Raw genomic sequence first — 22,822 nt, 5'->3', positions numbered from 1 at the left:
AAACGAAACCATCCACCGTCCAGTTACGGAAACCTCCCCGAAATGACCAAGGCCCTTCTGATCATCGACGTGCAGAACGCGATCCTCGCCGGCAAAGCCTCGCCTGAGCGGCAGCCTTACGTCGATACCGCACTCGACGAGACCGTTGCGCGCTTGGCAGTGTTGCAAGAAAAAGCTCGGCAGGCGGGCGCGCAGGTCGTGCTCGTTCAGCATGACGGCGACGTTGGCCATCGGTTGGCGGTCGGCACGCCGGGTTGGGCCCTGCGCGACGAGATCGCGCCAAGGCAGGCCGAGGTCGTTGTGCGCAAGAAAAGCGCCGACTCCTTCTTCGAGACCGATCTTGCCGAATGCCTGCACGAGCGATCAATCACTCACCTCGTCGTCGGTGGATGCATGTCGCAATTCTGTGTCGACACGACAGTCAGGCGAGCCGTGTCGCTCGGATATGATGTGACGTTGATTGCCGATGGTCACATGACCGGCGACACAGCGACCTTCACCTTCTCCGAGATCATTGCCCATCACAATGAAACGCTCGATGGTTTCGATGCCGGCAAGGCAACGGTAGAAATCCGCCCCGCCGCCGAGATCGAGTTTTCATAAATTCTCAGACCACATGAGAACCGGGACCGCCTGGCAGCACCGGATTCCGATATCTCACCGATCGGCGGCTATGCTCCAGTTATAAATGCACCGATCGAGACCGATCGCGATCTCAAGCACGAGCACGTCGTGGTCGAAGGCAGCTCCCTTCTTCGGCTGCGACCGGTAAGGCTGCGGAAAATCCGTGCGTCGCGAGATCGAGCAGACCTCCATCCACTTGTCGCCATTGTCGACCTCGATATCCATCGTCACCTCGGAATAGCCCGGCAGCCGGTCGGAAGGTACGATCCGCGTCGGCAGATGGATCAGCGATGCGACCATCCGACGGACCGGCTCTAGGCATGCGGCGTGATAGTCGTTACCGCTATCGGCCGTGAAGGCGCATTGGAATTCAAGCTGCCAGAATTCCTTCAGCCGCATGTGTTTGGTCGGCTGTTCCTGCTCGCGACGATAGGATCTGCCGGCTTGCCAGACGCAGAGCGGCAGCCGTGTCTTGGAGTGATTGCCGAGAATATGCTGCATATAGATGTAGGTCGACGGCGTGGTCTCCGGTCTCAGCACCAGCGCGGTATCGCTGGTGGAGAGCTGCTCCTGGACCCAGATATCGGCTTTCGAATAGGCGCTTGAAACAAGTGACCGCGGCATTAGCGCCGGCGCCTCGACCCTCCTGACATCCCAGGCCGGATTGACGGATCTGAGAAAACTGCGGACTTCTTGTGAGAAGAAGCCGATCATATGATCGCGCAGATGGATCTCGCGCTCCTCCCAATGGACGAGCGAATTGACATGATAAATATTGAGCACGGTGCCTGTCTCCCTGGCAGCCTTGATTGACGTGGTGAGGGGCTTTACGTCCAGCAGCGCGCCGGACGCCGATAGCGCCCGTACGTCACAGCAGGACGCGGAGACCTCGTTCGTCAAAAGCGCGCAAGATCGCAACCTGCGGGCAGGTGCTGATATGACGGGAGATGGGCGCGCGCTTCGTGCTCATGGCGAAATTCTCTACGTGCCCAGCCGGACATTGTCAAACGGCCGCAGCGAGCCGGACGTCGGTCGAAGGACATGGCGAGACAAAAGGGATCATCTGTGGATGACCCTTTTTTGTTGCCCCCGTTCCTTCATTCCGTCACAAACCTTTTTAATCCCCTTGCGTTCAAGCTCATAACCAACCGATAGAGACAGCAACATTGATGACCAAGACGACATCCAGGCTCCTTGCCACCGCGCTCTCCTCTGCTTTCCTGATGGGCGCCGTCACGCTGGCTGAGGCCGGCCAGGCAAGTTTCGTCGTCGATGCGCAGTCCGGCCAGGTCCTCGAAGGTTCGAATCAGGACGATCTGAACTATCCGGCGTCACTGACCAAAATGATGACGCTCTATCTCGCCTTCGAGGCCCTGCATGATGGACGCCTCAACTGGGACCAGAAGCTCACAATGTCGGAAAATGCCGAGAGCAAGGAGCCCTTCAAGCTCGCTGTCGGGGCCGGCCGTAAGGTGACGCTGCGCGAAGCGGTCGAAGGAATTGTGGTGCTGTCCGCCAACGACGCTGCTGTGGCGATCGCCGAGCAGCTTGGCGGCTCCGAACAGGCTTTCGCCAAGGCGATGACCGACAAGGCACGCCAGCTCGGCATGAAGGACACGGTCTTCAAGAATCCGTCGGGCCTTCCCGATCCTGAGCAAGTCACCACGGCGCGTGATATGGCGACACTCGGCGTTTCGCTGATGCGGGACTTTCCCGAGGAGTTCAAGCTCTTCTCGATGCGCGGCTTCCAGTTCCGCGGCATGAAGCTGCGCGGCCACAACAACCTCATGTATCGCTATGACGGCGTCGACGGCATCAAGACCGGCTACACCGACGCATCGGGCTACAATGTCGTGACCTCGGCGTTGAAGGATGGCCGCCGCGTGGTCGGCGTCGTCATGGGCGAAAAGACCGCGAGCATACGCGACGACAAGATGGCAAGCCTGCTGGACAGCGCTCTGTCGTCGTCATCGACCGCCACAGCTTCCACGACACCCGGCAGCCAGCCGGGAACGACGATGACGGATTCGCAACCGACGAAGTAGCCCGAAAGCTTAGCCCGCAAGCTTAGATGGTCTTCAGCGTCCAGCTGACGATTTCGCTGGCGACCGTGGAGAAGGCGCGGTCGAGGCCCTTGACGAAGCCGTCATTGCCGCCGCCGGCCGGCGCCATGGCGCGGAACACCTTCTGGGCGCGCACCGAGCCGTTGCGGTCGTTGAGGATCTTGGCGGAGATCTCGACCACCGCCTGGTTGCCGTTCGAAGCATCGATCTCGAAGGAGCGGATATCGGTAACGACTTGGTAGTCGATCGCCAGCCCCTGCCCCGGCATGCCGACGCCGCCGAGCTTGCCGGAGTTCTCGAAGGCTTCCACCAGTTTCGACTGCACTATGCGCGGCAGCTTGTCGCCCCACTGCGCCTTCGAGAGATATTGGATTTCTGACGGCGAAACACGGATAACGATCTGCTCGCTGTCGAGCGCTCTCAGCGCCGTCGGGCTGGCGATCAAGATCTGGCGGGATTTGGCTGCGGGTCCACCCCCGTCGACGGCGGCGGACAGGTCATAGGTATCGTTCTTGGCCGCGGTGCCGCACCCGGAAAGGATCAGCGCCGTCAGCGGCAGTGCGATCACCGTTCCCCTGATCCAAGAACGGCGTGACGACAGATGCGATGCGACCATATTCGGCTACCCCTGACTTCCCAGTTAACGCCGCGTCCGGCCGTCATATTGCTTGACCGTTTCCCCGCCGAAGATCAGGCGTTGCGGATTGCGGTCGAAGTTGGTGATCGTGTCGTTCAGATTGCTCACGGTTCCGCGCATGTCGTTGACGAGAGTCTGCACGTCGCGCAAGCCGCCGCTCGAGAATTTCTGCAGATTGTCGGCGATCGGCCCGATGCGCGAATTCAGGTTGTCCGCCACCTTCTTGAAGGATTCCAGCGTATCGCGCGCCTCAGTGAACAGCGATTGCGTATTGTCGGTGCCGAGCAGCGCATCGACCTTGATGAGAATGCCGTCGATGCGGGTCGAGGCCGAATTCAGCTTGTTGGAAAGCTGCGACACGTCCTGGATCGTCTGGTCGATATCTTTCTGACGCGCGGAAACCGTGTTGGCGACATCGCGGATCGAGGCGACGGCGACGCGCGCATCCTTGGTCGCCTGCGCGATATCGTCGACCGAACCCTTCACCTTCTGGGGATCGATCTGGGCAACGAGCGTATCGACGCGGTCGAGTGTCGCCTGCGCCTGCTTGCCGAAATCGTTGAAGGTGGTGGCCGTCTCGTCGAACTTCTGGATCGCGCCCTTGAGGTCGCCCGAAGCATCGGCGACATTGGCGGTAATCCTCTCGGCATTGGAGACGATGTTGTCGATCTTCTGTGCATCGACCGCCTTGACCAGCTTTTCGACCGCTTGCAGCGTCGAATCGACACGACCGGAGACCGCCTTCACCGTATTGGAGAGTTCACCCACGCTCTGCAGGAAGGAGTCGATATTGCCGGAATTCTTGGCAAGCGCATCCGAGAACGTCTCGGCATTCTTGAAAGTCTCGGTCAGCGGCCCGCGCGAATCTTCGATGAAACCCTGAAGTTCACCAACCGCGTCGTTGGCACGATCGAGGATCTTGTCGGCGGTTGCCAGAAGATTGGTGACGCTTGACTGGTCGGCGACGATGACGGCGCGTTTGCCGTTGTCGATCGCATGCTGGAGGATGCTTTCCTCGCCCTTCCGGCCGCCTGACAGTTCGATATAGGCGGCGCCCGTCAAGCCCTGGATTTCAAGGGCGGCCTTGGTCGAGGGGTAGATCGGCGCATCGGTGCGCACCTGGGTGAAGGCCAGTGAATATTGCGGATCGTCGGCATCGATCGATAAAGTCTGCACCGAGCCGATCTGGATGCCGTTGAAGCGCACCGGCGAGCCGACGCTGAGGCCGTTGGCCGAGCCCGGAATACGCACGATCAGTTCCGTCATCGGGCCGCCGCGGCCATATTCGGCCATCCAGTAGACGAAGCCGAAGGCAGCCGCGATCACCAGCACGGTGAAAAAACCGACAATCGTGTAATTGGCTTTGGTTTCCATCTTATCCGGTCACTTTCCGCTGCTGTCGTGCCGCGCGGCAGTAGCGTTCTGCGGCACGATCGACCGCGCGCGTTTGCCCTTGAAATAGGCCTGCACCCACGGATCGTCATAGGCCAGCATGTCGTCGATCGTGCCTTCCACCATTACTCGCTTCTTTCCGAGCACGGCAATACGGTCGCAGACCGAAAACAGGCTGTCGAGGTCGTGCGTGACCATATACACGGTCAATCCCAGACTATTGCGCAGGCTGGCGATCAGTTCGTCGAATTCGGCCGCGCCGATCGGGTCGAGGCCGGAGGTTGGCTCGTCCAGGAAGACCAGTTCCGGATCGAGTGAGAGCGCGCGCGCAAGGGCTGCGCGCTTGATCATGCCGCCAGACAGTTCGGAGGGATATTTGTCGGCGGCATCGGCTGCAAGCCCGACCATACGGATCTTCAGATGCGCCAGCTCATCCATCAGCGAGGTCGGCAAGTCGAGATATTCGCGCATCGGCACCTGGATGTTTTCCTTGACCGTCAGCGACGAAAACAGTGCTCCCTGCTGGAACAGCACGCCGAGCCGCATGTCGAGCGCGTTGCGCTGCGGCTCGTCGAGTTCGTCGAAATTCTGGCCGAGGATCTTGATCGTGCCGGAGCGGCGCGGCAGCAGCCGGAGCACCGTGCGCATCAGCACCGATTTGCCGGTGCCCGACGCGCCGACGAAGCCGAGGATCTCGCCGCGGTAGATATTGAGGTTCAGATTGTCGAGCACGACCTTGGAGCCGAAGCCGACGGTGACGTCGCGCGCCGACAGCACGATGTCCCTTTCGTCCTTGTCTTCCGTATCGATCGGTTTCTCGTCCACGCGATTCGCCATGCTAGAAGTCGATCGCTGCATAGAACATCGCAAAAAGCCCGTCCATCAGGATGACGACGAAAATCGCCTTCACCACCGAGGCCGTGACATGCTGGCCGAGCGATTCCGCGCTGCCGCCCACCTTCAGCCCCTCGACGGCGGCGACGATGCCGATGACCAGCGCCATGAACGGCGCCTTGATCATGCCCGACAGCACGGTCGACAGCGTCACCGCCTCGTGCAGGCGCGACAGGAAGTTGGCGAAGGTGATGCCGGAATAGCCCCAGGCGACAGCGGCAGCCCCTCCCAGCGAAGCGAAATTTGCCAGCACCGTCAAAAGCGGCAGCGCAATGGTCAGCGCCACCAGCCGCGGGAAGATCAGCACGCCGATCGGGTTCAGCCCCATCACCTTCAGCGCGTCGATCTCCTCGCGCATCTTCATCGAGCCGATTTCGGCGGTGATCGCGCTGCCCGAGCGGCCGGCGATCATGATCGAGGTCAGAAGCACGCCGATTTCGCGCAATTGCAGGATGCCGACGAGATCGACGACAAAAACCTCAGCGCCGAAGTAGCGCAGCTGAAAGGCGCCCTGCTGGGCAATGATCGCCCCGATCAGAAACGACATCAGCAGGATGATCGGGACGGCGCGAACGCCCATATGGTCGATCTGGTTGACGATTGAGGCCGGTGAAACGCCGCTGCCGCGGCCGAATTTCATCTGGGCGCCGCGCACCGCCGAGCCGAGGATATACATGGCGGCAGCGAAATTGTCCCAGATCTCATAGGTCATTTTGCCGATCGGCGCGAAGATGCGCGCAATAAGCGAGACTTTCTCCGTCTGCTCCGGCTCGGGCTTGGCCGGCTCCTCGGAAAACATCTCCAGCATTTCGTCGATATGCGGATTGGTGCCTTCGAAGCGAACCACCCGGCCGCTCGCCTCTTCTTGTTTCTTCAGCCGGCACAGCAGCCAGATGCCGGCGGTGTCAATATCCGAAACGTCCGAGAGGTCTACGGTCAAGTCACCGGTCTTTTTCTGCAGCAGCTTTTCGAAATCGCGCAGCACCAGATGGATGTAGGCGCTGCGCCAATTTCCTTGAAGACGCACACGCTGTCCCGAGCCATCAGCCTGGTCGTCCACATCAAGGGAGGCGGCGTTGCGATTCTCGGCGTTCAAGATACTTGTGTCTTTCAAGGCTTATAGCGACATTGCCGACTCGCGAAGCAGATCGTTCGTCGCCCGGCGCGTCAATATACAGAAGCACCGTGCAATTTCCATGCTCGTAGGAGAGCAATAATGCCGCGCACCCTCGATATCCAGATGAATTCCTTTCCGATTGCCGGGACCTTCACTATCTCGCGCGGGGCAAAGACCGAGGCCGAAGTGATCACCTGCACGCTTGTCGAAAAGGGTGCGCAGGGGCGCGGCGAATGCGTGCCTTACCGCCGCTACGGCGAGACCATGCAGAGCGTTTTCGCCCAGATCGACGCGGCGCGACCGCTGATCGAGGCCGGCATTTCGCGCAGCGACCTGCTATCGGCCATGCCGCCGGGCGCGGCCCGCAACGCCGTCGATTGTGCCCTCTGGGATCTCCAGGCAAAACAGACAGGAGACAGCGTCGCCGCCCGCCTCGGCATTGCCGCTCCGCAGCCGCTCACCACCGCTTACACCATCTCGCTCGGCACGCCGGAGGTGATGGCCGCCCAGGCGCGCGAGCATGCCGGCCGCGCCCTGCTGAAGGTCAAGGTCGGCACCGGCGACGATGAAAGCCGCATCCGCGCCGTCCGCGTCGCCGCGCCCGACGCCGCCATCATTCTCGACGCCAATGAGGGCTGGCCGGAGGCCGTGTTGGAGCGTCATCTCCATATTGCCGCAGAAGCAGGCATCGCCCTCGTCGAGCAGCCGCTGCCGGCTGGCCGCGATGGGCTGCTCGCCGAAATCAACCGCCCGCTCCTCGTCTGCGCCGACGAGAGCGTCCACCATACCGGCGATCTCGCGAGCCTCGCCGACCGCTACGACGCGATCAATATCAAGCTCGACAAGACCGGCGGACTGACGGAGGCGCTGTCGATGAAGGTCGAGGCCGAACGGCTCGGATTCAGCATCATGATCGGCTGCATGGTCGGTACCTCGCTTGCCATGGCGCCCGCCGTTCTGCTCGCCCAAAATGCCGATTTCGTCGATCTCGACGGCCCGTTGCTGCTGGCCCGCGACCGCGAACCCGGCCTGCGCTACGCCGCTTCGCTGGTCTTTCCGCCCGAAAGCACCCTCTGGGGTTGAAGGTAATAGGCTGAGATGACGAGGCAGAGGCCGGAAAACGCGATCAGCGCCATGACGTAATAGCTGACAACGCCGAGCCAGGCGTAGAGATAACCCGACGCCAGGGTCATCAGCGCCATCGCCATGCCGACATAGAAGAAATAGGCGCCCTGCGCTGATGATTCCTGCGTTTCCTGAACCGTCGCCATGATCCGCCGCTGCACGCCGGTATGCACGAAGGCGTAGGTAAAGCCGTGGAAACATTGCAGCAGGAAGAAACCGGCAAAACCGGTATTCATCGGAAACAGGATCCAGCGGCAGACGCTGATGGCGCAGCCGAAGCGGATCAGCGTCCAGGCGTCGAAGCGACGGTTGAGACGCTTCGACAGGAAGAACACCGTCACTTCCGAAGCGACGCCGGCGCTCCAGAGCAGCCCGACCTCAGTGCCGGAGAAGCCGAGCTGATGCCAGTAGATCGAGGAAAAAGCGTTGAGCACCGCATGGCTCGACTGCTGGATGGCGACGCCGATCAAAAGCAGCAGCAGGTGCGGCTCGCGCAGGCCGCTGCCGGTGGCGGCCGGAATGTTGATCGGCTGGCCGCGGCGCCGCGTCGGCCCGATGCGCGGACAGAAGATCGCCATGACAACGGTCATGATAAAGCCGAACACCATGACATCAAGCACCATCCCGCCGCCCCATCGGCTGATCATCTGGCCACCAACCAGCGTCGAGACGATGAAGGCGATCGAGCCCCACACGCGCATCGACCCGTAATCGAGCCCCCAGCGGCGCACACCTGAGATGACGATCGATTCGACGATAGGCACATAGGGCGCGAAGGTGGCGCCCTGCAGCGCATAGATGATCGCCACGGGCCAGAAGGTCGTCGTCCAGAAGAGCGCGATCGCCGTCAGCAGCGACATGCCGCCCGACCAAAGCAGCACGTCGGCGCGCTCCTTCAAGCGGTCGGCGATCATGGCGACGACAGGCGCCACCAGCACGCGAACCACCATCGGTATGGCAAGGATGATGCCGATTTCGTGGTCGCTGAAGCTGTGGGTTGCGAGCCAGACGGGAAAGAACGGCAGGACGATGCCGTTGACGAGCAGCGGCGCGCAATAGGAAAGCGCGCTGAGCAGCCGGAAACGCGGCGGCGCTCCCTCACCCGTCGGGGAATTTTGAGCGGGAATCATAGGTGGACCTGCAGGAAACTGGACGCTGTCCTAACACACCACCCTGGAGGCGACTATTGCGAGAAATAACCGTTCTGAAACGTTTTAGAAAATAAACAAGGCCTGTCGCCAAACGGTAACGGCCAAATACCTACTGTTTTATTTTAAGTGTTTGCGGCGTCCTATACGCGTCTGAAAAGACGCGCGGCGCTGTAAAGCGCAAACGCGGATGCGCCGCCGCCAGAATCAAGCGGCCTGCGGGGCCAGTTCGCCCTCATCATGCATTTCGATGGCGGCAAGCGCCGGCACGCTACTGGCAAGCGCCCGCCAGGTGATCAGTTCGAACGTGCCATCCTCGTGCTCGGCGACCGCCGTGCAGCTTTCCACCCAATCGCCGGTATTGATGTAGCGGATGCCGTCCATGTCCTGGATGATGGCATGGTGGATATGTCCGCAGATCACCCCGTCGGCGCCGTTTTTGCGGGCTTCCTCGGCCACGACGCGCTCGAATTCACCGATGAAATTGACCGCATGTTTGACCTGCAGCTTCGCCCAGGCCGAGAATGACCAGTAGGGCATGCCAAGCCGGCGGCGCACCGCCGCCAGGATGACGTTGATGCGGATCGCCGTGTCATAGGCCCAGTCGCCGAGATAGGCCAGCAGTCGGGCGTTGCGGACGACGATGTCGAACTCGTCGCCGTGCAGGATCAGGTATTTCTTGCCGTCGGCGCCGTCAAGCATCATGCGCTCGACGACTTCGATGCCGCCGAAATGCATGCCCGGGAAGGCGCGCAGGAATTCGTCGTGATTGCCGGGAATATAGACGACGCGCGTGCCCTTGCGCGCCTTGCGCAACAGCTTCTGGACGACATCGTTGCAGACCTGCGGCCAGTACCAGCTGCGCTTCAGGCGCCAACCGTCGACGATGTCGCCGACGAGCACGATCGTATCGGCCTCGTGGTGGCGCAGGAAATCCAGCAGGAAGTCGGCCTTCGCGGCCTTCGAGCCGAGATGGACATCGGAAATGAAGAGCGTGCGGAAATGTCTGGGTTCCATCATGTCTTTCACGAGCTGCCGCTCATGTCCCATCTTTCATCTAGCCTTCCAAAACCAGACTCGTGTTTCAGGAAGATGACAAGCTGGGGAAAAGCCCTGCAACCCTGTCCATTCCGCGCGGCCGCCTGGCCGTCGCCGCGCGTGCAGCACGCCCGTCGCCGCCAAGCCCACTGACGAGGTTGCCGTGCGCATTCAGGGCGTTCATGATGACGGCGATTCCATATCCGACAATGCGGGATGGCTGATGCGTCTCTTTCTCGTTCGCCACGGCGAATCCCTCGGCAACATCAACGAACAGGCCTACCGCCAATTCGGCGATCACAATGTGCCGCTGACGCAGTGGGGCCATCGGCAGGCGCTCGAAGCAGGCGGCGTGATCGCCTCCTATCTGCAAGCACTGCCGAGCGCGGGTTTCGGCAAGCTGCATATCTGGTATTCGCCCTTTCTGAGGACGCGGCAGAGCAAGGATGCGCTGCTCGAAGCCCTGCCGGCAAGCTTCATCGGCGATATCAGGGAAGACTATCTGCTGCGCGAACAGGATTTCGGTCTCTTCACCGAAATCTACGACCGCGCCGAACAGAAGCGGAAGTTTCCCGAAGAGTTCGAAAGATGGGCGAGGCTGCGCAGCAACAGCGGCAAGTTCTACGCACGGCCGCCGGATGGCGAAAGCCGGGCGGATGTGGCCCAGCGGGTGCGCCTGTTCCTCCAGACCGTCATGCACGATGCCGAAAATAGCGACCACAACGTCGTGATCGTCGGTCATGGCGTCACCAACCGGGCGGTCGAAATGAATTTCCTGCACCGCCCTGTCGAATGGTTCGAGCACTCCGACAATCCCGGAAACGCCGATATCACCCTGATCGAGGGGACGCGCTCGCAAGGATACGAGTCGATCCTGCTGCATCAGGCCGCCGACCGGCAGCCGGGACAGGAAGGCGAACTGCGCGATGCCTATGGCGCGGACGTGACGATCACGCCGAAGCCCGGCAGGTAGCGACGCCGGACCGAAACGATCGGCATGTCACCGGCCAAGGACATTATGCTACGAGCGCCAGAACATCGTGCCGCCGCGCGTTGAGCAAGCGCGCGACGGAGTGATTCAATGCCTTGATTTCGCCACCCCGTCAGGCGGCGCACACGGCCGCCACGGGTTTGACGTTCTGGTTCATGCGGAACAGGTTGTTCGGATCGTAGCGCAGCTTGATTTCGGCAAGGCGGTGGTAGTTGGTCCCGTATGCTATTTCGACCCGATCGGTTTCGTCTTCCGGCATGAAGTTGATATAGGCGGTACCGACCGAATGCGGCTTGGTTGCCTCGAAAAGCTCACGCGCCCAGCCGGTGCAGCTTCCGTCCATCCCGGCTTCCCGCCAGCGCGCATGCACATTCATGACGAAATGCGAGCTGCGCTGCGGAAACGCGGTGGCTTCGGTCGGAACACGCCCGGCCGCACCGCCGACATGGCCGATGAAGATCTCGCATTCCGGGCCGGGCAGCTTGCGCACGGCATTGAGCAGGACGTCGATCGCCGGATCCGAAAGCGAGGCGAAATCCTGGCTCTTCCAGTAATTGCGCGCACCTGGCGTGAGCAACGGGTCGAACGCCTGCTGCCAGCCGGCGAACGGCACCGGGCCGACGACGTCGGCAATCGGATTTCCGATCGCACGTAATCTGGCCGTCGCCTTTTCTCCCGCTGCGATGTCTCCGCAATAACACATCGCCAGCACGACGATTTCCTTTCCGTGCCATTCGGCGGGAAGGAACGGCAGCGGCGGCGCCTGGCGCATCACCACCCAGCAGGTCAGTTCGTCAGGTGCCGCCTCCAGCGCCTGCCGGTACTCCTTGAGCACCGTTTCCGCATCGGCGAAGGGATGTACGACCAGCCCGGCGAGAACCTCCGTGGTGAGAGGGTTAAGCTTGAACTCGAACGAGGTCACGACGCCGAAATTGCCGCCGCCGCCGCGTAGCGCCCAGAAGAGGTCGGGTTTTTCCGTCTCGCTCGCCTTGACCAACTCGCCGTCGGCCGTCACCACATCTACCGAAAGCAGATTGTCGATCGTCAGCCCGAATTTGCGGGTCAGCCAGCCGAAGCCACCGCCCAACGTCAACCCGGCGATGCCGGTGGTCGAATTGATGCCCGTCGGCAGCGCCAGCCCGAAGGCCAGCGTTTCCTTGTCGACATCGGCAAGTGTTGCGCCCGGCTCGATCCTGGCGCGCCGCGTCTGCGGATCGACCCGCACCGATTTCATCGCCGACAGGTCGATGACGACGCCACCCTCGCAGACGGCATTGCCGGCGATGCCGTGGCCGCCGCCGCGCACCGAAACGAGCAGATTATTGTCACGCGCAAACCGCACCGCCCGCACGACATCCGCAGCACCTGCGCAGCGCGCGATCAGCCCCGGCCGGCGATCGATCATTGCATTCCAGATCGCCCGCGCCTCGTTGTAATCCACGTCCTTACTGGTCAGAAGACTGCCGCGAAATCCGGCGGCAAAGGCATCGATGGCCACGTCATTGACCATCGTCTGACCCCTTTGCAGGGTCGTCAGGTTCAAATTGTCCATGGTTTCCTCCATGCGACCGGCGCCCCGCACCGTCGCGGCCGGCATTTTGCGCCCGTTGCCGCGGCCAGACAAGCTTCCAGAAGGATTAGCTAACTGAAACGATCGCAATCGAATTGGTCCGACGACCCCTCTGATTCGCGGGCAGAGCGGGTGTGCCATTTGACCCTTTGCGAAAACTTGAGCCACCCCGCATTTCCATACTGTCGCCCGTAGCCGATTGATGTATGGAGGGAGCTCAAAAGACGTGCACGGAGGCGGCGATGGATCACCTGGAAAAATCGAAGACGGAAAAGAACTTGACGAGCGGCGATCTCGACGAGCAGGCGCTTTTCTTCCACCGCTATCCCCGCCCCGGCAAGCTGGAGATCCAGGCGACCAAGCCGCTCGGCAACCAGCGCGACCTGGCGCTCGCCTATTCGCCGGGCGTTGCCGCCCCTTGCCTTGCCATCCGCGACAATCCCGAAATGGCGGCCGAATATACCTCGCGCGCCAATCTCGTCGCCGTCATCTCCAACGGCACCGCCGTGCTCGGCCTCGGCAATATCGGCCCGCTTGCCTCCAAGCCGGTCATGGAGGGCAAGGCCGTGCTCTTCAAGAAATTCGCCGGCATCGACGTCTTCGACATCGAGATCGACGCCGCAGCCGTCGACCAGATGGTTTCGACCATCGCCTCGCTGGCGCCGACTTTCGGCGGCATCAATCTTGAGGACATCAAGGCGCCGGAATGTTTCGAGGTCGAGCGGCGCCTGCGCGAGAAGATGAAAATCCCGGTCTTCCACGACGACCAGCACGGCACGGCGATCATCGTTGCCGCCGCGATCCTGAACGGGCTGGAACTCGCCGGCAAGGACATCGCCGACATCAAGATCGTCGCCTCCGGCGCCGGTGCTGCCGCCCTTGCCTGCCTCAACCTGCTGGTCATTCTCGGGGCGAAGCGCGAAAACATCTGGGTCCACGATCTAGAAGGCCTGGTCTATGAGGGCCGGGTCGAGCTGATGGACGAATGGAAATCCATCTACGCCCAGAAGAGCGATACGCGCACGCTCGCCGAAAACATCGGCGGCGCCGACGTCTTTCTGGGCCTTTCGGCCGCCGGCGTGCTGAAACCCGAGCTGCTGGCGCAGATGGCCGACAAGCCGCTGATCATGGCGCTCGCCAATCCGACGCCGGAGATCATGCCCGATCTCGCCCGTGCCGCCCGCCCCGACGCAATGATCTGCACCGGCCGTTCGGATTTCGCCAACCAGGTCAACAACGTCCTCTGCTTTCCCTATATCTTTCGCGGCGCGCTCGATTGCGGCGCTGAGACGATCAACGAGGAAATGAAGATGGCGGCGGTGCGCGCCATCGCAGCCCTTGCCCGCGAAGAGCCGTCCGATGTCGCCGCCCGCGCCTATTCCGGTGAAACTCCGGTCTTCGGCCCCGACTACCTGATCCCCTCGCCCTTCGATCCGCGCCTGATCCTGCGCATCGCGCCTGCCGTTGCCAAGGCCGCCGAACAGAGCGGCGTCGCGCGCCGCCCGATCCAGGATTTCGACGCCTATCTCGACCAGTTGAACCGCTTCGTCTTCCGCTCCGGCTTCGTCATGAAGCCGATCTTCACCGCGGCCAAGGCTGCAGAGCGCAAGCGTGTCATCTTCTCCGAAGGTGAGGACGAGCGCGTGCTCCGCGCCGCCCAGGTGCTGCTTGAGGAAGGCCTTGCCGAACCGATCCTGATTGGCCGCCCGCAAGTCATTGAGACGCGCCTGAAGCGCTACGGCTTGCGCATTCGGCCGTTGCAGGATTTCGAGGTCATCAACCCGGAAGACGATCCGCGCTTCCGCGAATATGTCGATCTCTATTTCTCCCTCGTCGGCCGCCGCGGCGTCATCCCGGAAGCGGCCCGCACGATCGTACGCACCAACACCACCGTCATCGGCGCGCTGGCGCTGAGGCGCGGCGAGGCCGATGCGCTGATCTGCGGCCTCGAAGGCCGCTACGAGAAGCACCTGCGCGACGTCCGCCAGATCATCGGCAAGCGCAAGAATGTCCGCGATTTCTCCGCACTCAGCCTGATGATTTCGCAGCGCGGCGCCACCTTCTTCACCGACACCTACGTCACCTTCAATCCGACTGCCGAGGAGGTTGCCGAGGCGACGGTGCTGGCGGCCGAGGAAATCCGCCGTTTCGGCCTCACGCCGCGCGCCGCGCTAGTCTCGCATTCCAACTTCGGCTCGCGTGAGTCCGAAAGCGCCACGAAGATGCGCAACGCCCTGCAGCTCGTGCGCGAAGCCGCGCCCGACCTCGAGGTCGACGGCGAGATGCACGGCGAAAGCGCCATCACCGAAGCGCTGCGCAAGCGCGTCATGCCGGACACGACCCTGCACGACGAGGCGAACCTCCTGGTCTTCCCGAACCTCGACGCCGCCAACATCACCCTCGGTGTGGTCAAGTCGATGACCGACGGCCTGCATGTCGGCCCGATCCTGCTCGGCACCGCCCTGCCCGCCCACATTCTCGCCCCCTCGGTCACCTCCCGCGGCGTCGTCAATATGGCGGCACTCGCCGTCGTCGAGGCATCGCAACCGGCTTGAGCCGGCTCAGACTGCCGACAAAGCCGGCAACGCCTCTTTCGTCATGCTCGGGCTTGTCCCGAGCATCTGCAGCCGGTTGATATCGAGCAGATATGAGGCCCGGGGCGTGGGATAGTACGAGCGGCCCCTGAAGCCGCTCCGACACATGTCCTGATGCCCTACCAGGCACTCCGTATCGACAGACGTCCTTTATCCGCGAGCGCATCCGCGCGCTCGTTGCCGGCAATGCCGGAATGGCCTTTGCACCAGGCAATGGTCACCAGGCCATTCTGGGATAGTTGAAGATCGACCGCCTTCCAGAGTTCCGCATTGGCGATCGTTCGCCTTCGCGCATTCCCATTCGGGCTGCTTTTCTTCCAGCCGTTGTTCTTCCAGATATGTCGCCAGCTGTTGCAGCCTTTGATGGCGTAGATGGAATCCGACCAGATGGTCGCGGGCTCGCCGCTTGCCTCGCTGTTGATCCAAACCACAGCCTTGAGGACGGCCATCACTTCCACCGAATTATTGGCGGAATCTTCCGCGCCACCGAAGCCGGACGCAATTTCCGCGGCATCGCAATAAACGACGAATGCCCAACCTCCGTGCCCAGAACCGGGTTCATAACAGCCGTCCACGAAGACGTGGAAGCCGTGTTGGGTTTCCGGCAGCCCGACTATCGTTGCGGGGGAGCTGAGTTCATTGGCAATTCCTGTCATTTTCAGCGTCCGGATATGAGTACGTTTCTCAAGCGCCCCAGGAGATTGGAGTGGGCACTTGGCCTCGTTGATTACCATCGGCAGCTTCTTCATAATCGAACACTGGGTCTTTGGCTGTCCGCTGGATAAAATCCCGAAAATACGCTAGGAATATCTCCAAGCTTATTAAGAGAAACAAGCTAAGAGACAAGGCGCGGCGGATGGACGCCGACAGTGACCGATCGATTCTTTGCTCATTCCGGGGCGACGCCGTGAAACGCCGAAACCTGTCTCTTGCCCTCTTCCTTGTCTTCGCAGCGCCCGCTGCCGGGCAGTCCATTACTATCTGTGAGGATCTGCGTGGCCGCCTCGCCGACCTGCCGCGGTCGATCGGCAATACCAACGGTCCGGAAGCGCGCCAATATGCCAGCGCCATGGCCGAGCAGAACCTCGAGCTGCGCAAGGTCCGCAACGAGCTGCGCGGCAACGGCTGCACCTCGGGCAGCATGGTCGTCATCGGCGGCGAAAATGCCGATTATTGCGCCGAGCTGTCGCAGTCCGAAGCCCGGATGATCGACAACATCCGCTATCTCCAGGACCGCCGTGACGAGCTGCGCAACCAGACCGACGGCAATGAGGACGCGCGCCGCGAGCTGACCGCCGCTCTCGACCGCAATGGCTGCAACAGCGAAAACTTCTATGCCCCGAGCGATCGCAGCGCCGACGACCTCGCCCCGAGCGTCGAAGAACAGGCGATGCGCACCGACACCTTTATTCCGCTCGGCGGCGGTGAAGAGGTCGATCCGCGTTACGGCGTGCCGCGGGCCGAAATGCTCTCGCCGGTCAGCACCATGTGCGTGCGCAGCTGTGACGGCGGCTTCTTTCCGATCAGTTCGAACGCCACATCGGTCGATTTCGGCCGCGACGCACAGACCTGCGCCAAGATGTGCCCGGGCATCGAGACCGAACTGTTCTATCGTGACGTGACGAGCACCGAAGCCTCGAACATGATCTCGGTCGCAACGGGCACGCCCTACAGCGCCATGAAAAATGCCTTTGCCTACAAGAACCGCACGCCCGGGGAAAAGTCCTCCTGCGCCTGCAATCTCACCGCCTATTATGAGGAGATGCGCGGCAAGCAGGTGGTGAGCGAACCACCGCAGCAGAGCTCCATTACCACTATCCGCACCAATCCCCCGGCGAAGGATGCCGCAGCTGCGCCGCAACCATCCGTTCCCGAGCGCCCCTACGATCCGACGCAGAACCGCGTCCGTCAGGTCGGCCCCCAGTTTCTCGCCGGCGATCAGGGCTCGATCGACCTCACCAATCCGGCAACGCCGGGCCCGCAACCACAACAACAGCAGTGATATCAATCAAGCCACCCAAACCGCGCGGCGGTTTTGGGACTACGACATGCGTCTTCGATGCGACGCACTTTATTTAGGGCTCGCTTCGTCCCCATCCATCATGAAAGACGAGTTCCTCAAGCGGCAGCCGCTGCCGCCAGCCTTTGACGGAGAGTTCCGGCTCGTCATAGAGCCGATCGACGAAACCGGCACAGAGCCAGGCGACCACCTCGATATGCTCGGGTATGCCGAGAATGCTCTTCAGGTCGCCTTCATGAAAGATGCTGACCCAGCCGACGCCGACCCCTTCCGCCCGCGCGGCAAGCCAGAGGTTCTGGATGGCGCAGACTGTGGAATAGCTATCCATCCTCGGATTGTGCGTACGCCCCAGCACCACGCTGCCGCCGCGGGTGGGATCGCAGGTCACGCAGATCCCGAGCGGCGCCTCCGTAATGCCTTCGAGCTTAAGCGAACGATATGCCTGCCGCCGTTCGCCTTCGAACATCAGCGCCGCCTCCTCGTTGGCGCTGGCAAAGGCATTCCGGACGCGCGCCCGCACAGTCGGGCTTTTCACCAGAATGAAATTCCACGGCTGCATGAAACCAACCGACGGCGCGTGATGGGCGGCCGTCAACAGACGCTCCACGACATCGTCTGGCAAGGGATCAGGCAGGAACTGGCTGCGAACGTCGCGCCGCGTCATGATCGCATGATAGACGGCCTCGCGTTCGGCCAAGGAAAAACCGGACGCCGCCGAAAGGGCATCCTCATCAAAGGGTCGCATCGTCAAATCCCCAACAACGCAACCGCCCCGCCGTCCGCGCGGATCGGTCTATCTAGCCAGGCCGGTCTTCTGACTGGGCGTCATCCGTCTGCCGCAGCCTTCCCGGCAAGAAGCCAGTGGCGTGATGAAGCGGCAAACGTCGGCCTTACAGCGTTGGGCACGTTCCGGCTTTGCACCGGATTCCCGATTCTCCCGCCTTACCGGCGGGCACCTGACGGCGCATCTATTTCAGGAAAGCGCGGCGGCGGCAAGGCGGCCCGCATGACGCCGCCGACACGCTGCATGGCCTTCGGCGATGTCGATGACGCCGACAGCAGCCAGGCAACCGCGATCAATGCCGTTGCCCAGCGTATCTCCATCCCTCCACCGTCCAGCACGATACGACAGTACCCGCCGGTTCGCTGGGCTTGGCGCCCGCAGGCGCCAGGGTGAAACGACCCGCATGTACCCCAGCACCATTCTACTTTATGATTTATTCACACATCAAATACACACTGCGTTTACGCGTTTTGGGTTGCTATCAGGACATGGGCATGAGGGCTCATGATGTGACCGTCAGCGTCGATGCCCGTATTGATACGCCAGTCCGGAACATGTCCGACTGAGCCGCAATTCTAGGCCGCCGCGGAATGTTCCAATTTTTGAAAACGATGCCTCTGACCGCCAAGCTGGCGGCGATTATCGTTGCCGTGAACCTCTGCGGCATTTCCGCTTTCGCCACCTATACCTGGATGTACGAAACCCGGGCCTTGATCGATGGCGCCAAGGCGAACTGGTCCAAGGATGCCGAGCAATTTGCCTCTCTGGCAGCGGGCGGCGTGAAATGGGGGAAGGCGAACGCCGTTCGAGAGGCTTATTCGCTCTACCGCGACGACCCCTCGCTCGATCTCGTGCAGTTTGCCGCATTCAACGCCGAACCTGCCGCCGTCGATACCTGGGCGCGCGATGGCGTCAGTGGTTTGCCGGCACCAACCGATCTGGCGAAGAGCCTGAGCGCGAAACCGGAAAAGACGACCATCGATGACGGTAGAATATCTGCCGGCGTCGTGACGATCATCGCGCCGCTCCCGCTGGATAAGTCGGGCAAGGCCACCGGTTACGTCGTCACGAACTGGTCCGTCGAAAAAATCGCTTCCGAAGTCAGGCAGAAAGTTCTCATTTCGCTGCTCACGCAGTCCGCGATCACCGCCATAGCCGTCGTTGCCTTCCTTCTCGCCATGCGCAGCCTCGTTGGCCGGCCCATCAGGATCCTCAGTGAGAGAATCAGCGCGTTGCAGAAAGGCGACCTGGCCTCTCCCGTCACCTACAGGGAAAATGGCGACGAGATCGGCTTTCTGGCACGCGCGTTGGAAGTCTTCCGCCACGAGGCGATTGCGAAGGTCGAGAGAGAGCAGGCCGCTGCCGAGCAGAGCGCTTCGCTCGACGCCGAACGGGCGCGCAATGTATTGTTCACCGAAGAAGCCAGCAACACCCAGCGGCTGGTCATGACCTCTCTCGCAAATGCATTGGAAAAGCTTGCCGCCGGCGATTTCTCGATACAATTGGCCGATCTCGGTCCCGAATTCGATAAATTGCGGCAGGATTTTAACAACATGGTCGATGCGGTCGCGGCCGCTCTGACAGAGATAAAGACCGCTTCCGTGGCGGTTGAAACCGGCTCCAGCGAGCTGGCGAACTCCGCGGATCAACTCGCCAGGCGGACCGAGCAACAGGCAGCAGCATTGGAACAGACCGCTGCGGCACTGGATGAGGTGACCACCACGGTCAGAACATCGTCGCAACGGGCTGAAAATGCCGGGCAGTTGGTCGAGGAGACAAAGCGGAGCGCTCATGTCTCGGCGACGGTGGTGCGCGATGCAATCGGCGCGATGGACCGGATTCAAACCTCCTCGAGCCAGATCGGCCGCATTATCGGCGTCATCGACGAAATCGCCTTCCAGACGAACCTGCTGGCGCTGAACGCCGGTGTCGAGGCGGCGCGCGCCGGCGAGGCCGGCAAGGGTTTTGCTGTTGTCGCGCAGGAAGTGCGTGAACTCGCTCAGCGGTCGGCAAATGCCGCAAAGGAAATCAAGAACCTGATCAACGTATCCGGCCAGGAAGTTGCCGCGGGCGTCGGGCTGGTGAACGAAACCGGTGACGCCCTGCTGAAGATCGAGGAGCAGATCAACCGCATCAGCGATAGCATCGCTTCCATCGTCCAATCCTATCGCGAACAGGCGACGGGCCTGCAGGAAATCAACAGCGCAATCAACCAGATGGATCAGACGACACAGCAGAACGCGGCAATGGTCGAGGAAACCAACGCGGCTTGCCACGAACTGCTGTCGCAAGGACGCCTGCTGCAGGACTCGGCCGGCAGGTTCGTGGTCGGTGGGTCTACCGCCAGCCAGCCCAAACCCGTTCAAGCCGCCCGCCAAGCTCGTCCCGAGCCCAGAGCCGTCATGCAGCGTCATGCAGGCAATGCCGCCGTTGCCGCTGCTCCCGGTGCCTGGGAGGAGTTTTGACGTCGCCTGCATCCGATAAGCCTTAGTTCTCAGCAACCTATAATCAGGAAGGAAACGCTTATGAAGAAAATCGTGCCCGCATTTCTTTTGGCCTGCACCGCATTTGCCATGCCCGTGGGCGTATCCATGGCACAGGATGCCAAGCTTGCCCCGATCTCCGACTACGTGACAAGCGATGTAAAGCCCTGGCTTAACGACCCCGCCATCATCGAGGCTATCAAGGCGCAGAACGCTGCCAACGCCAATCTCAATGCTGCTGATGTCGACGCCCTTGACAAGAAGTGGCGTGCCGAAGTCGATGGCTCAGACCACTCGATGATCGATGGTGTGCTCAACAACGCACTGTCGAAATTCCTTCAGGGGAAGAAGGAGGCTTCCGGCGGCAAGATCACGGAAATCTTCGTCATGGATACAAAAGGCCTGAATGTCGGTCAAAGCGACACCACATCGGATTACTGGCAGGGCGACGAGGCCAAGTTCCAGAAGTCCTTCGGAGCCGGCAAGGACGCCGTCTTCGTCGACGAGATCGAAAAGGATGAGTCGACCCAGACACTGCAGTCGCAGGCAAGCGTCACGATATCAGACGACAAGGGAACACCGATCGGCGCCATCACCGTCGGCGTGAACGTCGACGCCCTGTGATCTCAGGAACTGAGTCTTCTGGAACAGTGCGAACGACCGTCGCCCGGAAGCATCTTTAGGGCGACAGGTTTAAACAAAGCTTAGAGCGCGTCGCCTGCACGAGATCGAGTGCGACGCGCTTCTTGCCTCGCCGGGGGTCTCCCTTCCGCAGAAGCCGTTGCCATCTCGGGGAACGCCGGATTTTCAGGCCGAAAATTCTGCGTGACAACGCGTGGCCGTGACACTACATACCTCTCATGTCGATCACATCAATCTGCGCCTCGCGATTTTATTGGTACCGCTACTCTCAGCGGATGCGGGTCCATGCGTAACTGAATTCGACGCGACGACAACCCGAACAGCCGCTAGTCTACCTGGCGGTTTTTTTGTTCCGCCCGGGTATGACCAAACAGGAGCCATACCGTGTCTGATACCATTGACGATCTGCGTATCGTCGAAATCACCCCGCTGACCAAACCCGCCGATATCATCGCGGAAATTCCCCGCAATGCTGATGTCAGTAAGACCGTGACCAGTAACCGTGATGCGATCCATAAGATCCTGCAGGGCGAAGACGACCGGCTGATCGTCGTCATCGGCCCCTGCTCCATCCACGATCCCGTTGCCGCCAGGGAATATGCCGAACGGCTGGCGGAACAGCGCCGCCGCTTCGCCGGCGATCTCGAGATCGTCATGCGCGTCTACTTCGAAAAACCCCGCACGACCGTCGGCTGGAAGGGCCTGATGAACGACCCGCATCTCGACGGCAGCTACCGCATCGAGGAAGGGCTGAGGATTGCGAGACGCCTGCTGCTCGATATCAATGCCATGGGCCTTCCGGCCGGCTGCGAATTCCTCGACACCATCACGCCGCAATACATCGCCGATCTCGTCAGTTGGGGCGCGATCGGTGCGCGCACGACCGAAAGCCAGGTCCACCGCCAGCTTGCCTCCGGCCTTTCCTGCCCGATCGGCTTCAAGAACGGCACCGATGGTGGTGTGCGCGTCGCGCTCGACGCCATCCTCGCCGCCTCGCAGCCGCATCACTTCCCGGCAGTGACCAAAGACGGACAGGCAGCAATCGCCTCGACGACAGGCAATGAGGACTGCCACATCATCCTGCGCGGCGGTAAGCGGCCAAACTATGAGACGGCCGATGTCGAATCCGTCACGAGCGAAGCCGTCAAGCTCGGCGTGGCCCCGCGCATCCTCATCGATGCCAGCCATGCCAACAGCGGCAAGGACCCGATGAACCAGCCGCTCGTCGTCAGATCCGTTGCCACCCAGATTGCCTCCGGAAATAGCGACATCAAGGGCATGATGATCGAAAGCAACCTCGTCGCTGGCCGCCAGGACCTCGTTCCCGGCAAGCCGCTGGTTTACGGCCAGTCCATCACCGACGGCTGTATCGACTGGGATATGTCGGTGGCGACGCTGGAAGACCTGGCGCAGTCCGCCCGCGCCCGGCGCAAGGCAGCCGTCGCAGCCTGATAGTCAGCATTAAACGCAGCGGGCAGAAACCCGCCGCCCATTACAGGGCGGTGGGGGCAACCCGGTTATCTCACGGTACGCCGATGGCGACACTGCCGCTGGCTGTGACCGCCAGTTCATGCCCATTCATCCCAACGAGCCACAGCCGCCAAATGCAGGTGTCTGATGATGGAGCGACCAGATGGGCCGACACAGGCGCATATTTCGCGGGCACGTCATTTGTCGTCGGAGCCGGCTTGGTCGGAAAA

At 61.5% G+C, this 22,822-nt stretch carries 20 protein-coding genes and 1 riboswitch; of the genes, 9 read left to right on the top strand and 11 right to left on the bottom strand.

All coding sequences use genetic code 11. The features are described 5' to 3' along the window. The first annotated feature begins 42 nt into the window (after positions 1-42). Positions 43-603, top strand: coding sequence for a cysteine hydrolase family protein (locus tag ACS4RR_RS13390; RefSeq protein WP_222385165.1), 561 nt, complete (start codon positions 43-45; stop codon positions 601-603). A 54-nt stretch (positions 604-657) separates the two neighbouring features. On the opposite strand, the gene ACS4RR_RS13385 is transcribed toward ACS4RR_RS13390, so the two are convergent. After that, entirely contained in the window at positions 658-1,407 is a 750-nt protein-coding gene (locus ACS4RR_RS13385; RefSeq protein WP_222385166.1) for an aminoacyl--tRNA ligase-related protein, read from the bottom strand. 386 nt (positions 1,408-1,793) lie between these two features. Between ACS4RR_RS13385 and ACS4RR_RS13380 the strand changes: the two genes are divergently transcribed. Further along, positions 1,794-2,669, top strand: a complete 876-nt coding sequence (locus tag ACS4RR_RS13380) for a D-alanyl-D-alanine carboxypeptidase family protein (protein WP_170255771.1) — start codon at positions 1,794-1,796, stop codon at positions 2,667-2,669. Positions 2,670-2,691: 22 nt separating this feature from the next. On the opposite strand, the gene ACS4RR_RS13375 is transcribed toward ACS4RR_RS13380, so the two are convergent. The 4 genes from ACS4RR_RS13375 to ACS4RR_RS13360 are packed head-to-tail and all read right to left on the bottom strand — an operon-like array spanning position 2,692 to position 6,724. Beyond that, a complete protein-coding gene (locus ACS4RR_RS13375; protein WP_017964530.1) occupies positions 2,692-3,303 on the bottom strand; it encodes an ABC-type transport auxiliary lipoprotein family protein in 612 nt (203 codons plus the stop codon). A 24-nt stretch (positions 3,304-3,327) separates the two neighbouring features. Next, positions 3,328-4,698, bottom strand: a complete 1,371-nt coding sequence (locus ACS4RR_RS13370) for an MlaD family protein (protein WP_260110952.1) — start codon at positions 4,696-4,698, stop codon at positions 3,328-3,330. 9 nt (positions 4,699-4,707) lie between these two features. Further along, positions 4,708-5,553, bottom strand: a complete 846-nt coding sequence (locus ACS4RR_RS13365; protein ID WP_170255769.1) for an ABC transporter ATP-binding protein — start codon at positions 5,551-5,553, stop codon at positions 4,708-4,710. A 1-nt stretch (position 5,554) separates the two neighbouring features. Continuing rightward, positions 5,555-6,724 (bottom strand): MlaE family lipid ABC transporter permease subunit, encoded by a 1,170-nt coding sequence (locus ACS4RR_RS13360; RefSeq protein WP_222385167.1) that lies wholly within the window; start codon positions 6,722-6,724, stop codon positions 5,555-5,557. A gap of 102 nt (positions 6,725-6,826) precedes the next feature. Here ACS4RR_RS13360 and dgcA point away from each other — a divergent pair, with 102 nt between their 5' ends. After that, positions 6,827-7,810, top strand: a complete 984-nt coding sequence (gene dgcA, locus ACS4RR_RS13355; RefSeq protein ID WP_222294799.1) for an N-acetyl-D-Glu racemase DgcA — start codon at positions 6,827-6,829, stop codon at positions 7,808-7,810. Here dgcA and ACS4RR_RS13350 read toward each other — a convergent pair. Continuing rightward, positions 7,762-8,982 (bottom strand): MFS transporter, encoded by a 1,221-nt coding sequence (locus ACS4RR_RS13350; RefSeq protein WP_170281231.1) that lies wholly within the window; start codon positions 8,980-8,982, stop codon positions 7,762-7,764. The genes dgcA and ACS4RR_RS13350 overlap by 49 nt on opposite strands. Positions 8,983-9,207: 225 nt before the next feature. Then, a complete protein-coding gene (locus tag ACS4RR_RS13345) occupies positions 9,208-10,050 on the bottom strand; it encodes a UDP-2,3-diacylglucosamine diphosphatase (protein WP_017964536.1) in 843 nt (280 codons plus the stop codon). A gap of 211 nt (positions 10,051-10,261) precedes the next feature. Between ACS4RR_RS13345 and ACS4RR_RS13340 the strand changes: the two genes are divergently transcribed. Then, positions 10,262-11,011, top strand: a complete 750-nt coding sequence (locus ACS4RR_RS13340) for a histidine phosphatase family protein (protein ID WP_170281297.1) — start codon at positions 10,262-10,264, stop codon at positions 11,009-11,011. Between the two features lie 130 nt (positions 11,012-11,141). On the opposite strand, the gene ACS4RR_RS13335 is transcribed toward ACS4RR_RS13340, so the two are convergent. Next, entirely contained in the window at positions 11,142-12,581 is a 1,440-nt protein-coding gene (locus ACS4RR_RS13335) for an FAD-binding oxidoreductase (RefSeq protein WP_456188893.1), read from the bottom strand. A gap of 260 nt (positions 12,582-12,841) precedes the next feature. On the opposite strand from ACS4RR_RS13335, the gene ACS4RR_RS13330 reads away from it, so the two are divergent. Then, positions 12,842-15,154, top strand: a complete 2,313-nt coding sequence (locus tag ACS4RR_RS13330; RefSeq protein ID WP_456188892.1) for an NADP-dependent malic enzyme — start codon at positions 12,842-12,844, stop codon at positions 15,152-15,154. 158 nt (positions 15,155-15,312) lie between these two features. On the opposite strand, the gene ACS4RR_RS13325 is transcribed toward ACS4RR_RS13330, so the two are convergent. Beyond that, entirely contained in the window at positions 15,313-15,849 is a 537-nt protein-coding gene (locus tag ACS4RR_RS13325) for a ribonuclease H family protein (protein WP_456190143.1), read from the bottom strand. Positions 15,850-16,100: 251 nt separating this feature from the next. On the opposite strand from ACS4RR_RS13325, the gene ACS4RR_RS13320 reads away from it, so the two are divergent. Next, positions 16,101-17,195, top strand: coding sequence for a DUF2865 domain-containing protein (locus ACS4RR_RS13320; protein WP_170261018.1), 1,095 nt, complete (start codon positions 16,101-16,103; stop codon positions 17,193-17,195). Between the two features lie 73 nt (positions 17,196-17,268). Here ACS4RR_RS13320 and bluB read toward each other — a convergent pair whose 3' ends face one another. Together bluB and ACS4RR_RS13310 are read right to left on the bottom strand one after the other, a co-directional pair. After that, positions 17,269-17,958 carry a 5,6-dimethylbenzimidazole synthase gene (bluB, locus tag ACS4RR_RS13315; RefSeq protein ID WP_170261020.1) on the bottom strand — a complete coding sequence of 230 codons (690 nt, stop codon included), beginning with the start codon at positions 17,956-17,958 and terminating at the stop codon, positions 17,269-17,271. Between the two features lie 42 nt (positions 17,959-18,000). Further along, positions 18,001-18,188, bottom strand: a riboswitch (cobalamin riboswitch). Next, positions 18,156-18,317 (bottom strand): hypothetical protein, encoded by a 162-nt coding sequence (locus tag ACS4RR_RS13310; RefSeq protein ID WP_456190176.1) that lies wholly within the window; start codon positions 18,315-18,317, stop codon positions 18,156-18,158. It overlaps the preceding riboswitch by 33 nt. A 270-nt stretch (positions 18,318-18,587) precedes the next feature. On the opposite strand from ACS4RR_RS13310, the gene ACS4RR_RS13305 reads away from it, so the two are divergent. The 3 genes from ACS4RR_RS13305 (at position 18,588) to ACS4RR_RS13295 (ending at position 22,574) form a co-directional block, all read left to right on the top strand. Then, positions 18,588-20,462 (top strand): methyl-accepting chemotaxis protein, encoded by a 1,875-nt coding sequence (locus tag ACS4RR_RS13305; RefSeq protein ID WP_222385172.1) that lies wholly within the window; start codon positions 18,588-18,590, stop codon positions 20,460-20,462. Between the two features lie 60 nt (positions 20,463-20,522). Then, positions 20,523-21,104 carry a hypothetical protein gene (locus tag ACS4RR_RS13300; protein WP_222385173.1) on the top strand — a complete coding sequence of 194 codons (582 nt, stop codon included), beginning with the start codon at positions 20,523-20,525 and terminating at the stop codon, positions 21,102-21,104. A 402-nt stretch (positions 21,105-21,506) separates the two neighbouring features. Beyond that, positions 21,507-22,574, top strand: coding sequence for a 3-deoxy-7-phosphoheptulonate synthase (locus ACS4RR_RS13295; protein WP_260110954.1), 1,068 nt, complete (start codon positions 21,507-21,509; stop codon positions 22,572-22,574). Positions 22,575-22,822: the final 248 nt, after the last annotated feature.

Source organism: Rhizobium zaerense (assembly GCF_051810725.1).
Classification (GTDB): Bacteria; Pseudomonadota; Alphaproteobacteria; order Rhizobiales; family Rhizobiaceae; genus Rhizobium; species Rhizobium leguminosarum_I.
Note: the sequence above shows the minus strand (reverse complement) of the source record. Positions and strands in the feature narration are given on the sequence as shown.

Coding starts and splice junctions, on each gene's coding strand:
- bluB (WP_170261020.1), bottom strand. CDS start 17,958: ATGCGACCCTTTGATGAGGATGCCCTTTCGGCGGCGTCCGGTTTTTCC.
- ACS4RR_RS13370 (WP_260110952.1), bottom strand. CDS start 4,698: ATGGAAACCAAAGCCAATTACACGATTGTCGGTTTTTTCACCGTGCTG.
- ACS4RR_RS13345 (WP_017964536.1), bottom strand. CDS start 10,050: ATGGGACATGAGCGGCAGCTCGTGAAAGACATGATGGAACCCAGACAT.
- ACS4RR_RS13380 (WP_170255771.1), top strand. CDS start 1,794: ATGACCAAGACGACATCCAGGCTCCTTGCCACCGCGCTCTCCTCTGCT.
- dgcA (WP_222294799.1), top strand. CDS start 6,827: ATGCCGCGCACCCTCGATATCCAGATGAATTCCTTTCCGATTGCCGGG.
- ACS4RR_RS13305 (WP_222385172.1), top strand. CDS start 18,588: ATGTTCCAATTTTTGAAAACGATGCCTCTGACCGCCAAGCTGGCGGCG.
- ACS4RR_RS13310 (WP_456190176.1), bottom strand. CDS start 18,317: ATGGAGATACGCTGGGCAACGGCATTGATCGCGGTTGCCTGGCTGCTG.
- ACS4RR_RS13325 (WP_456190143.1), bottom strand. CDS start 15,849: ATGACAGGAATTGCCAATGAACTCAGCTCCCCCGCAACGATAGTCGGG.
- ACS4RR_RS13350 (WP_170281231.1), bottom strand. CDS start 8,982: ATGATTCCCGCTCAAAATTCCCCGACGGGTGAGGGAGCGCCGCCGCGT.
- ACS4RR_RS13330 (WP_456188892.1), top strand. CDS start 12,842: ATGGATCACCTGGAAAAATCGAAGACGGAAAAGAACTTGACGAGCGGC.
- ACS4RR_RS13375 (WP_017964530.1), bottom strand. CDS start 3,303: ATGGTCGCATCGCATCTGTCGTCACGCCGTTCTTGGATCAGGGGAACG.
- ACS4RR_RS13340 (WP_170281297.1), top strand. CDS start 10,262: ATGCGTCTCTTTCTCGTTCGCCACGGCGAATCCCTCGGCAACATCAAC.
- ACS4RR_RS13365 (WP_170255769.1), bottom strand. CDS start 5,553: ATGGCGAATCGCGTGGACGAGAAACCGATCGATACGGAAGACAAGGAC.
- ACS4RR_RS13300 (WP_222385173.1), top strand. CDS start 20,523: ATGAAGAAAATCGTGCCCGCATTTCTTTTGGCCTGCACCGCATTTGCC.
- ACS4RR_RS13335 (WP_456188893.1), bottom strand. CDS start 12,581: ATGGACAATTTGAACCTGACGACCCTGCAAAGGGGTCAGACGATGGTC.
- ACS4RR_RS13390 (WP_222385165.1), top strand. CDS start 43: ATGACCAAGGCCCTTCTGATCATCGACGTGCAGAACGCGATCCTCGCC.